General features: G+C 38.9%; 1 protein-coding gene. It reads left to right on the top strand.

Annotated elements, in window-relative coordinates:
- A partial coding sequence (locus tag HT687_RS09025) for a site-specific integrase (RefSeq protein ID WP_240152480.1) occupies positions 1–825 on the top strand: 825 nt, incomplete at both ends.

The following is an 825-nucleotide window of genomic DNA, read 5'->3' on the forward strand; positions in this document are numbered from 1 at the left end:
TTGGCATCGATACCGTAACAGGTAAGAAAGTCAAGACGACTATATCAGGGCGAACCAAGAGAGAACTTAGAAACAAAGCGCTACAGGCTCAAATAGACTTTGAAAAAAACGGCTCTACAGTATTTAAAGCGGTTCAAATCAATACCTATGCCGAACTGGTGGAGAATTGGCTGGAAACATACTGCCATACGGTCAAAAAGGCAACCCTTACAATAATCAAGAGTAGACTAAAAAACTATCTACTTCCAGCCTTTGGAGACTACAAACTAGATAAGCTAACACCCCCAGTTATTCAAAAGCAAGTTAATCAATGGGCAAAAGAGTACAATCAACTAGGCAAAGGTTACCAAGAGTATCCGCAACTTAACTCGCTAAATAAACGAATACTTAAATATGCCGTATCCTTGCAAGTTATCCCCTTCAACCCAGCCCGTGATATTATCGTGCCACGTCGTAAGGAAAAAGAAGGGCAAAAACTGAAATATCTGGATGATGATAACTTAAAAAAATTCTTGACTTACCTGGAGCAGCTGCCAAACACTTACAAAAATTTCTACGATACGGTGCTATATAAGACGCTTTTAGCGACTGGTTTGCGTATTCGTGAGTGTTTAGCCCTCAAATGGTCTGATATTGACTTACAAAACGGTACACTAGACGTAAATAAGACTCTAAACTGTGAAAAAGAAGTCACTACCCCTAAAACAAAATCAAGCGTTAGAATGATTGACTTGGATAATAAGACGGTACTCATGCTGCGGCTTTACAAAAATAGACAAGCGCAAGTTGGTAGAGAAATAGGCTTGACTTATGAAAAAGTATTTT

Origin of the sequence: Streptococcus sp. 1449 (assembly GCF_013276805.1) — a bacterium.
GTDB lineage: Bacteria > Bacillota > Bacilli > Lactobacillales > Streptococcaceae > Streptococcus > Streptococcus pseudopneumoniae.